Genomic DNA, 10915 nt, shown 5'->3' with positions numbered 1-10915 from the left:
TTGAAAGATACGAAACATCTTCTGGCGCAACACGTTATCGAGTCCGGTACCGCACGCCCGATCATCGCCAAACGACGAAGCGCGGGTTTCCAACCAAGCGGGATGCGCAAGCGTGGGCCGAGCAGCTCGAGGTCGACAAGCGGCGGGGTGCCTACGTTGCTCCGGCCGCGGGCCGGATGAAGCTGGGCGAGTACGCGCAGGCATGGCTGGACTCCAAGCACAAGCTGAAGGCATCGACGCGGGCCCCGCTATCAGACCGTGCTCGATTCGGGGCTGTCTCGATATGCGGATATCGCTTTGGGTGATATCAGCCGTCGGTTGGTCCGTGATTGGGTGGCGGATCTGAGCGTGGATCTGGCGCCGGCGTCGGTGCACAAGACGGTGGGCGTGCTGCGCCAGGTGCTCGCAATGGCAGTGAAGGACAACCGGCTGGTGCTGAACCCGGTCGACGGCGTCGAGTTGCCGTCTGTATCGGCGGTAGAGCAGCGATTCCTCAGCCTGGACCAGCTGCATACCCTTGCCGACGCGGCCGGCGCCCATCGACCGCTGGTGTATGTCCTGGGTACGTGCGGGCTCCGCTTCGGCGAGGTCGCCGAGCTGCGCTGGCGCGACGTGGACCTGAAGAACCTTCGGCTGCGGATCGCGCGGTCAGTCACGTTGGTCGACGGCCGGTTCGTGGTGGGATCTCCGAAGAACGGGAAGGCGCGCACGGTCAGCCTGCCGGCGTTCGTCGGGGGCATGCTGTTCTCGGCCGGCGACGCGGACACTCTGGTGTTTCCGGACACGGCCGGCGGCTACATGCGGGGAAGCAATGTGCGGCGCCGGTGGTGGTCGCAAGCCGTCGCCGCGGCGCAGTTGTTCCCGCGGACGGTGACGGACTCGGCCGGGAAGTTGACCGTGGTGTACGACTTCAAACTGCACGAGTTGCGGCACACCGCGGCGTCTCTGGCGATTCAGGCCGGCGCGAACATCAAGGCGCTGCAGAACATGCTCGGACACGAGTCGGCGGGGCTGACGTTGGACCGCTACGGGCACTTGTACGGGTCGGATGTGGAGGCTGTGGGAGTGGCCATCAACGGACTTTTGACACGAAAATGTGGTCAAAATGTGGTCAGCGCGGCCGATTCTGCTTCGGCGCTGCCCAAGCAAAATACCGCTTGACGTGCTCTTTTGATCTGTGGAGCCTAGGGGAATCGAACCCCTGACACCTGCCTTGCAAAGGCAGTGCTCTACCAACTGAGCTAAGGCCCCTCGTCGTGACCCGGTGACCACTCGGGTGCGTCGGCCACCGCCACGTGCCAGACCTCAACTCCGCGTCGCGACTGCGCCACCACCGCCGCTACGGCGATCACTGCCAATGGCAACGCGAGCCTCACGCAACGTCTGGACGAGCACATGGTGTGGGCCTAGGAGGACTCGAACCTCCGACCTCTTCGTTATCAGCGAAGCGCTCTAACCGCCTGAGCTATAGGCCCATACTCGCGTACGGCCGAGCGACGAGATTACCGCAATCGCGGCCCGACCCCCAAAAGCCCGTGGATCCGCGCTAGTCGCGGTCCGCCAGCGTCACCTCGATGCCACCGATCAGGTCGGTGGACAGGTTGTAGACGAATGCGGCGATGGTGGCCATCGCTGTCAGCAGGACGATGTTGACCAAGCCGATCAAAACGGCGCCGCCGAAGATCGTTCCCGGGGAGACCAGTTCGCCGGTGCTGCCGCTGGTGTTGTTCAGCAGGTCGCCGACGTTGCTGTTCAACTTCGCCCACACGCCCATGCCGCCGAGCACGAGATAGAGAAACGCCACCGCGATCATCCAGACGAAGAACAATGCCACCGAGAGCATGAGTGACACCTTCAACGTGCTCCACGGATCGATCCGGCGGATCTGCATGCTGGCGCGCACCGGCCCGCGGGTCCGCCGTGATACGTGAACTCGGCCGTCGCGGGACGCGGTGTCCCTGCTCTCCGGCGCCGCCGCGGGGCCGGCCGCCGAACGGCCCGGCGTCTCCGCAGCGAGGTCGGCCTTGCGCTGGGGGGACCGCGGGATGGGTCCGGACAGATCGGGCAACTCGCTGGCGTAGGCCTCGGCGGGTGGGGCGTCGCCGCGTGTCGGCCCCCCGTCCGGCCCGCGTGGCGGCGGATTGTTCGGGCGTGCGGCTGCCCCGCCCCCTGGTGCGCCGGTTCCCGAGATGAACCTGTTCAGCCGGGCGTCGGCGCCCGGCGGCGGACCGGGCCGCATTTCGACATGTTGCTCGGCCGCGCGACGCGCCGGTTGCGCGGCACGCCCGGCCGGCGCCGGCGATGCCCGGTGTGCCCCGGCACGCTCCACCGAACCATCCCCATTGAGGCCGTCTCCGGTCTTGGGGACGCCCGGCTCGTTCGCTGAGGTCACACCGACACTCCTTCGATCTCCCGCCATTACCGCAGGTACGGCTGCAGTTGCATTATGTGTGGTCGGGCTGAGTCTATTGCCCTGCTCCCGGCCAAACCCTCAGTGGACCACCGCTGGCCCACGACCACCCGGTTAGCCTTCCGAATCCGCGGCGCCATCGGTGTCACCGATGGCTTCTTCCGCGTTTTCCTCGGCATTGCGCGCGATTGCTAACAGTGTGTCGCCCTCACCCAGGTTCATCAAGCGAACGCCCTTGGTCTGCCGTCCCGCCTTGCGGACCTGACGCGCCGTGGTACGGATCACACCGCCTCCGGAGGTGATCGCATAAAGCTCGCTGTCCTCGTCGACGATCAACGCGCCGACCAGCCTGCCGCGTCGGCGGTCGTACTGGACGGTCAGCACGCCCTTGCCACCGCGGCCCTGCACCGGATATTCATCGATTCCCGTGCGCTTGGCGTACCCGCCGGACGTGGCGACCAGCAGGTAGGTCCCCTCGCGGACCATGTTGAGCGACAGCAGGTAGTCATCGGCATTGAACCGCATGCCCTGAACGCCCGAGGTGGCCCGGCCCATCGGGCGCAGCGCCTCGTCGTTCGCCGAGAACCGGATCGACTGGCCGTTGGCCGACACCAGCAGCAAATCGTCGTCCGCCGAGCACAGCACCGCGCCGACCAGCTCATCGCCGTCCCGCAGGTTGACGGCCACGATCCCGCCCGAGCGGTTGGAGTCGAAGTCGGTCAACTTGGTCTTCTTCACCAGGCCGTTGCGGGTGGCGAGCACCAGATACGGGGCGTCCTCGTAGCCGCGGATCTGAATGACCTGAGCGATGCGCTCCTCTGGCTGGAACGCCAGCAGATTGGCGACGTGCTGACCGCGCGCCGTCCGCGAGGCCTCGGGAAGCTCGTAGGCCTTGGCCCGATACACCCGTCCCTGGGTGGTGAAGAACAGGATCCAGTCGTGCGTGGACGACACGAAGAAGTGCGCGACGATGTCGTCCTGCTTGAGACCGGCGCCCTGCACCCCCTTGCCGCCGCGTTTCTGGCTGCGGTACAGGTCGGTCTTGGTGCGCTTGGCGTAGCCGGTCTCGGTGATGGTGACCACGACGTCCTCGCGGGCGATCAGGTCCTCGTCGCTGACCTCACCGTCGGCCGCGACGATCCTGGTGCGACGGTCGTCGCCGTGCTTGGCGACGATCTCTTTGAGTTCGTCGCGCACGATCGCGCGCTGGCGCTCGGGCTTGGCGAGAATGTCTTCCAGGTCGGCGATTTCGGCCTCGATCTTCGCCAGGTCGTCGATTATGCGCTGACGCTCGAGCGCGGCCAGGCGCCGCAGCTGCATGTCCAGGATGGCCTGGGCCTGGATTTCGTCGATGTCGAGCAGCTCGATCAATCCGGCGCGTGCGATGTCGACGGTTTCCGACGCCCGGATGAGGGCGATAACCTCGTCGAGCGCGTCGAGCGCCTTGACCAGCCCACGCAGGATGTGCGCGCGTTCGTTGGCCTTGCGCAGCCGATAGGTGGTGCGACGGACGATGACGTCGAGTTGATGCTCGACGTAGTGGCGGATCAGCTGGTCAAGCCGCAAGGTCCGCGGCACACCATCGACGATGGACAGCATGTTGGCGCCGAAACTGGTCTGCAGCTGGGTGTGCTTGTAGAGGTTGTTGAGCACCACCTTGGCCACCGCGTCGCGCTTGAGCTCGACGACGATACGCACGCCCACCCGGTCACTGCCCTGGTCTTCGACGTTGGCGATGCCCGTCAGCTTGCCGTCGCGGACCTGCTCGGCGATTGAGGTGATGAAGTTGTCATGGTTGACCTGATACGGCAACTCGGTGATCACCAAAGACGTTCGGCCCCTGGCTTCTTCGACCTCGACCACGCCGCGCATCCGGATGGAGCCGCGTCCGGTCTTATAGGCGTCGTGTATTCCCTGGCTTCCCACGATCAGCCCGGAGGTGGGGAAGTCGGGGCCCTTCACCCGCACCATGACCGCGGCCAGCGTGGCCTCCTCGTCGGCCTCGTGGTTTTCCAGGCACCAGAACACCGCCTCGGCAAGCTCGCGCAGGTTGTGCGGCGGGATGTTGGTCGCCATGCCGACCGCGATGCCGCCCGAACCGTTGGCCAGCAGGTTGGGGAACCGGCTGGGCAGCACCGTCGGTTCCTGCACCCGACCGTCGTAGTTCGGGATAAAATCGACTGTCTCCTCGTCGATTTCGCGCAACATCTCCATCGCCAGCGGGGTCAGCCGCGCCTCGGTGTTGTGGCTGACGAACCCGTTGGTTAGGAACGCGTGGTCGTCGGTGTCGACCCGCAGGCTGTAGACGGGTTGAATGCCGGCTTCTGTTACGGAGGCGACGCGCGCGTAATAAAAGCGGCCGTCGGTCAATTCCGCTGCGATGGCAGACGCATCCTTGTCGTGTCCGTAAAAGTGCAGGAACTCGACGAGCCCGGGCACCTCGTCGACCGTGGGGGCTATGAACGTTCTCGCCGGCGTGTCGCGTGCATAAGCCACACACTCGGCGTTCATGACGGCCCAGTCGCCCGGCCGGATCTCGTCGATCAGCTTCCATAACAGCGTGGGCACACCGGCAAGGTCCACCAGGCACAGCAACGGGTGGTTCCCCGTACCCGTGATCTCGTAACCCTCGGCCGTACGCACGGTGTGGGTCATATGCTCGCCGGAATGGAATAGACGATCGGCCCGCACCGGATCGCCATGGCGGCCAACCACTTTCAAGTCGATGGCGTTATCAGTGTCGGGCAGCGCGCCGGGCACGATATCGGCGATGCGAATAGACCTTCCCGATGGGAGCGCCACCAACGCATCTCCGGTGAGGCAATACCGCATGGCCGCTGGCGGGTCGTTGCCCGGCGAGCCGAAGTTGCCCTGGCCGTCGACCAGCGGGTATCGCAGCGACCACGGTTGCGCCATCCGCACCAACGTGTCGTAGATGGACGCGTCGCCGTGCGGGTGGTAGTTGCCCATCGTCTCGGCCACCGACCGCGCCGACTTGGCGTGGCTGCGGTCCGGGCGGAACCCGGAGTCGTACATCGCGTAGAGCACGCGGCGGTGCACGGGCTTGAGGCCGTCCCGCACCTCCGGTAGCGCACGCCCCACGATCACGCTCATCGCATAGTCGATGTAGCTGCGCTGCATCTCCTGCTGGATGTCGACGGGTTCTATCCGGTCGACGGGTTCGTCACCAGGTGGCAGCGTGATGTCAGTCATCTATGTCCTCGTTTGCAATCGAACGCGGGTCAGACATCGCTAAACATCTAGGAAGCGAACGTCTTTGGCGTTGCGGGTGATAAAGCTGCGGCGCGCGTCGACGTCCTCGCCCATCAGGATGGAGAACAGCTCGTCGGCGGCCGCCGCGTCGTCCAGGGTGACCTGGCGCAATACCCGCACGGACGGATCCATTGTGGTCTCCCACAATTCCCTGGCGTCCATTTCGCCCAAGCCCTTGTAGCGCTGAATACCGTCTTCCTTGTTGATCTTTTTGCCGGCTTTGAGGCCCGCTTCCAGCAGGCCGTCGCGTTCCCGGTCGGAGTAGGCGAACTCGGGGTCGCTACGCTGCCATTTCAACTTGTACAACGGGGGCTGGGCCAGGAACACGTGCCCGTTTTCGATCAGCGGGCGCATGAACCGGAACAACAACGTCAACAGCAGCGTCGAGATGTGCTGACCGTCGACGTCCGCGTCGGCCATCAACACGATCTTGTGATACCGCAGCTTGGCGATGTCGAACTCGTCGTGGATGCCGGTGCCCAGCGCGGTGATGATCGCCTGAACCTCGGTGTTCTTCAGCACCCGGTCGATGCGCGCCTTCTCGACGTTGATGATCTTGCCCCGCAACGGAAGAATCGCCTGAAACATCGAATCGCGGCCGCTCTTGGCCGAGCCACCGGCCGAGTCTCCTTCCACCACATACAGTTCCGACTTGCGCGGGTCGGTGGAGCGGCAGTCGGCCAGCTTACCCGGCAGCCCCCCGAGATCAGTGGCGCTCTTGCGCCGCACCAGCTCGCGCGCCTTGCGTGCCGCGATCCGGGCTTGCGCGGAGGAAACCGCCTTGTTCACAACGGTTTTCGCCTCAGTTGGGTTGGCCTCGAACCAGTGGGTGAGCTTGTCGTTGCAGACCCGCTGCACGAACGACTTGACCTCGGTATTGCCCAGCTTGGTCTTGGTCTGGCCCTCGAACTGCGGTTCGCTGACCTTGACCGAGATCACCGCCGCCAGGCCCTCGCGGATATCGTCGCCGGTGAGGTTGGGGTCCTTGTCTTTCAGCAGCTTCTTGTCTTTGGCGTACTTGTTCACCACCGATGTCAGCGCGCTGCGGAAGCCCTCTTCGTGCGTGCCGCCCTCGTGGGTGTTGATCGTATTGGCGAAGGTGTGGACAGATTCCGAGTAGCCGCCGTTCCACTGCATCGCGATCTCGACCTCGTGACCGTCGCCTTTGCCCTCGAAGGCGATGACGCTCTGCTGGATTGGGCTCTTGGTGCGGTTGATGTGCTTGACGAAGTCGATGAGACCACCCGGGTAGTGGAAGACGCGGTGCTTGACCTTTTGCCGCCCTTGGGATTCCGCGGCTTTTTCTTCGGCCGACTTCGGTGCATCAGCGGTATCGCTGACGACCTCGTCGACGACCTCGTCCTGCTCCACTCGCTCGTCGGTCAGATTGATCGTCAAACCCTTGTTCAGGAAAGCCATTTCCTGAAGCCGACGCGCCACCGTTTCGAAGTCGTACTGGGTGGTTTCGAAAATGTCGGGATCCGCCCAGAACCTGATCGTGGTTCCCGTCTTCTTGGTGGCCTCGCCCTGCTTGAGGGTTCCCGGCACGGCGTGGTCATAGAATTGCGACCACTCGTACCCGTCGCGCTTGATGTCAACCTCGAGTCGGGTGGACAGCGCGTTGACAACCGACACGCCGACCCCGTGTAGACCGCCACTCACGTTGTAGCCGCTGTTCTCGCCGCCGAACTTGCCGCCGGCGTGCAGTTGGGTCATGACGACGTCGACGGTGGGGGCGCCCGTCGCGTGCATCGCCACGGGGATTCCGCGCCCGTTGTCGATGACCTCTACGCCGCCGTCATCGAGCAGCCGCACATCGACTTGCGTGGCGTAACCGGCCATCGCCTCGTCGACCGAGTTGTCCACCACCTCCCAGATGAGGTGGTGCAGCCCACGCTCACCGGTGGACCCGATATACATGCCTGGGCGTTTGCGGACGGCCTCGAGCCCTTCGAGAACGGTGATCTGTTCGGCGCCGTATCCATCTTGGGCCTTCTTCTTCTGGGCAGCCACGGTCGGAATGCTCTCCTTGGGGTTTCATGCGGGCGGTCCCGTCACCGCAGCGTCGCACCCCACCACTCTACCGTGATTGGCGCCCCGCACCGATTCTGCGGGCGCGTTTCTACCCATCTGACCGCGCCGTGCGCACGATTTCTTTATTACCGCCGCGTCCCGACGTCCGTTTGGGGGGCGCGTTACGTCCTAGCGGTCCTCAGGCCCTGTTGATGAAGGCGCAACTGGGGAGGCCGACGGGGCCGCTAAGCCTTCAGCCGTAGGTATCGCGCGGGCCCCTGCCGGCGATGTGCCGCGGGCCCTTGCGCCACGACGGCGTCGCGGGTCCGGTGATTCTCAGCGACGTCACCACACCGTTGCCGACGGCCGCGGCGATCTTGGCCAACAGTTGCGCCTGCATCATTCGCAACTGGGTCGCCCACGCCGTCGACTCCGCCGTCACGTTCAGCACGCCGTCGTTGAGCGAGGTCGGGCTCGCATGGTCGGCGATCTGTTCGCCAACCACCGCCGGCCAGCGGCCCAGGACCGTACCCTCGGCGACGTGCGCGGACCAGCCGCGCTTTTTCGCCAACTCCTGCGCCAGGCTCCCCAAAGGCTGCGGATCACGACGGTCCGGGCCCGGACCGGACCATCTTCGGCGCTGCCCGCCTACCCGCCGCGGAGGCGGGGGAACCGCGCGCCCGCGTCCGAGGTCTTTGCCCTGTGCTTGGGCGGCTGCACGAGCCTCTTCGAGGGTGCGCCTGACCAAGTCGATGCCTCTGAGCCTGCCGGGTTGTTCCGCGTCTTTCTGGTCGTCGGCATCCGTCATGAGCGCACCGCCGACACCCGTCCGGAGTCATCGTCGACCATGTCGATATACACCCGTCTGGCATCCCAATCCGCCGGAATGTCTTCGGGCACCGCGCCGGTCACCAACACCTGTTCGGCCGATTCAGCCACCGCTGCCAAGGCGCGGCGCCGCTTGTCGTCAAGTTCGGCGAACACGTCGTCGAGCAACAATACGGGCTCGCCTGCGTCCGCCCGCAGCAGTTCGTAAGCCGCCAGCCGCAGCGACAGGGCAAAAGACCAGGATTCCCCATGGCTGGCAAAGCCTTTGGCCGGCTGCTCCCCGAGCCGCAGCTCGAGATCGTCGCGATGTGGACCCACCAGACACATTCCACGTTCCAGTTCAGCCTCGCGTCGCAAGGACATTGCGGCCAGCAAGGCAGCCTCCAGGAATTCGTGGTCGCCGAGCTCGGTGTGCCCGTCGGCGCCCAGGCTGGTTCGGTAGGCGATCGACGCCGAGCGTGATCCGGGCGCGAGCAACTGATAGGCCTTCTCCACGTCTGGCGCCAACTCATTCACCAACTCGATGCGGGCGGCCATCAAATCGGCGCCGTGCTGGGCCAATCGGCTGTCCCACACATCGAGGGTGTCCAAGGCGGTTCGATCGCCTCGGTACCGCGTCCCGGAAACAGACTTCAACAGCGCCGTGCGCTGCCGCAGGACCTTGTCATAGTCCGCGCGCACACCGGCAATCGCCGGCCGGCGAACGGTCGCGAGATCGTCGAGGTAGCGACGCCGATCCGCCGGATCGCCGCGGACCAACGCCAAGTCCTCGGGCGCGAAAAGGACTGCACGCAACACCCCGACCACCTCGCGCGTGCTCCGCACGGGAGAACGATTCAACCGTCCCTTGTTGGCCCGGCCACTGGCGATCTCGAGGTCGATCGCACATTCCCTACCCTCGTTGACGACGATCGTCGACACCACGGCCCGCTCGGCGCCCGCCCGGATCAAGGGCATGTCGGTGCCCACCCGGTGAGAACCCAACGTAGTCGAAAACCACAGCGCCTCAATTAGATTCGTCTTACCGAAGCCATTGGGGCCGACGAATGCCGTGCGGCCGGGCTGCAACTCGAGGTCTGCGTGCGCCCAGGACCGAAAGTCGCGCAGTCCCAAAAGCCGGACGTACACCTACCCGGGCAATCGCACTGGCATCAACAGGTACACGTAGTCCGTGGGCTGCGCGGCGAACGGCCCCGCGCCGGTGGGCGGGCGGTCCTCGTCGAGAGCGGGGCGCAGCAAGGCCGGCTTTCCCGGGGTCGTGAAGCCAAAGGACACCCGCTCGGAATGCACCGCCGCCAGCCCGTCGGTCAGATAAGTCGGGTTGAAGGCGATGGTCAACGGGTCGCCGACGAAATCGACCGGCAGGTCCTCCTCAGCTCGGCCCACGTCGTCGGCGCCGGCGGACAGCCGCAGCATGCCGTCGGAGAATTCCATGCGCACCTGCGCGCCGCGGTCTGCCACCAAAGCAACCAGTTTGATGGCCTCGGTCAGCTCGGCCACGTTGATGGTGGCGACGGCGGTGTGCTCGGCCGGCAACAACTGACGGAACTTCGGGAACTCCGCATCGAGGAGTCGAGTGGTGCTCCGTTTTCCGCCACCACTGATGCCCAGCAATCCGTCTTTCCCGACCCCGTTGCCTGCGCCCAAGGACAGCCGAACGTCGGACCCGTCGGCGCCCGCCTTGGCCGCCTCCGACAGCGTCTTGGCCGGTACCAGCACCGCGGCTTCGGTATCGGGGACCAATGCCGACCACGTCAGCTCGCGAACCGCCAACCGGAACCTGTCAGTGGCGGCCAGGACCACCGTGTCACCCGAGATCTCGACCCGAATACCGGTCAACATGGGCAAGGTGTCATCGCGGCCGGCCGCGACGGCCACCTGGCTGATTGCCTCGGCGAACAGATCCGCCGGCAGGGTTCCGGTGCCCTCCGGCAGCGTGGGCAGTGTCGGATAGTCCTCAACCGGCATGGTCGGCAACGAGAACCTGGCATTACCGCAGGTCAGTGCGACCCGATTGCCGTCCACGTAGAAGTCGACCGGCTTGTTCGGCAGCGCCCGGGTGATGTCCGACAACAACCTTCCCGACACCAAAACCGTTCCAGGAGAAGCTATTTCAGCTGCCACGTGGGCCTCTGCGGACACCTCGTAATCGAAGCCGGAGATCGTCAAGCCGTCATCCGAGCCGGACAACAGAACTCCCGAAAGCACCGGCACCGCCGGCCTGGTCGGCAAGTTCTTCGCCACCCAGGACACCGCGTCGGCGAAGGACTCTCGCACCAGGCGGAATTTCAAGTCGGTGAGGCCAGCCGTTGTCGTCGCCGCGTCCATAGCGTCCTCTCACCCACAAACGTGTCTTGACGTGTATTGAAAGCACGTCGCCAGCCGCCCGTC

General features: G+C 65.2%; 8 protein-coding genes and 2 tRNA genes. 2 read left to right on the top strand and 8 right to left on the bottom strand.

Annotated features, from left to right (window positions below):
• Together JO059_RS08895 and JO059_RS08890 are read left to right on the top strand one after the other, a co-directional pair.
• On the top strand, positions 1-305 hold a 305-nt coding region (locus tag JO059_RS08895), incomplete at its 5' end, for an Arm DNA-binding domain-containing protein (protein WP_293315800.1).
• 28 nt (positions 306-333) lie between these two features.
• A complete protein-coding gene (locus JO059_RS08890; RefSeq protein ID WP_293315798.1) occupies positions 334-1161 on the top strand; it encodes a site-specific integrase in 828 nt (275 codons plus the stop codon).
• A gap of 17 nt (positions 1162-1178) precedes the next feature.
• Here JO059_RS08890 and JO059_RS08885 read toward each other — a convergent pair.
• From JO059_RS08885 to dnaN, 8 genes are all read right to left on the bottom strand, one after another.
• A tRNA-Ala gene (locus tag JO059_RS08885) sits at positions 1179-1251 on the bottom strand.
• A 150-nt stretch (positions 1252-1401) separates the two neighbouring features.
• Positions 1402-1475: transfer RNA gene (locus JO059_RS08880), tRNA-Ile, on the bottom strand.
• A 71-nt stretch (positions 1476-1546) separates the two neighbouring features.
• Positions 1547-2392 (bottom strand): DUF3566 domain-containing protein, encoded by an 846-nt coding sequence (locus JO059_RS08875; RefSeq protein WP_293315796.1) that lies wholly within the window; start codon positions 2390-2392, stop codon positions 1547-1549.
• A gap of 132 nt (positions 2393-2524) precedes the next feature.
• Positions 2525-5623, bottom strand: a complete 3099-nt coding sequence (gene gyrA / locus JO059_RS08870; RefSeq protein ID WP_293315794.1) for an intein-containing DNA gyrase subunit A — start codon at positions 5621-5623, stop codon at positions 2525-2527.
• Positions 5624-5662: 39 nt separating this feature from the next.
• Entirely contained in the window at positions 5663-7696 is a 2034-nt protein-coding gene (gene gyrB, locus JO059_RS08865) for a DNA topoisomerase (ATP-hydrolyzing) subunit B (protein WP_293315792.1), read from the bottom strand.
• A gap of 253 nt (positions 7697-7949) precedes the next feature.
• On the bottom strand, positions 7950-8504 hold the full coding sequence (locus JO059_RS08860; RefSeq protein ID WP_293315790.1) for a DUF721 family protein: 555 nt from the start codon (positions 8502-8504) through the stop codon (positions 7950-7952).
• The gene (recF, locus tag JO059_RS08855; protein WP_293315788.1) at positions 8501-9652 is read right to left on the bottom strand and encodes a DNA replication/repair protein RecF; all 1152 of its coding nucleotides are present in this window, start codon (positions 9650-9652) and stop codon (positions 8501-8503) included. Before recF ends, JO059_RS08860 begins: the two co-directional genes overlap by 4 nt.
• A complete protein-coding gene (gene dnaN / locus JO059_RS08850) occupies positions 9653-10852 on the bottom strand; it encodes a DNA polymerase III subunit beta (RefSeq protein WP_293315786.1) in 1200 nt (399 codons plus the stop codon).
• Between the last annotated feature and the right edge of the window lie 63 nt (positions 10853-10915).

This window comes from Mycobacterium sp., from assembly GCF_019247615.1.
Classification (GTDB): domain Bacteria; phylum Actinomycetota; class Actinomycetes; order Mycobacteriales; family Mycobacteriaceae; genus Mycobacterium.
This window is presented reverse-complemented; position numbering and strand designations above follow the sequence as displayed.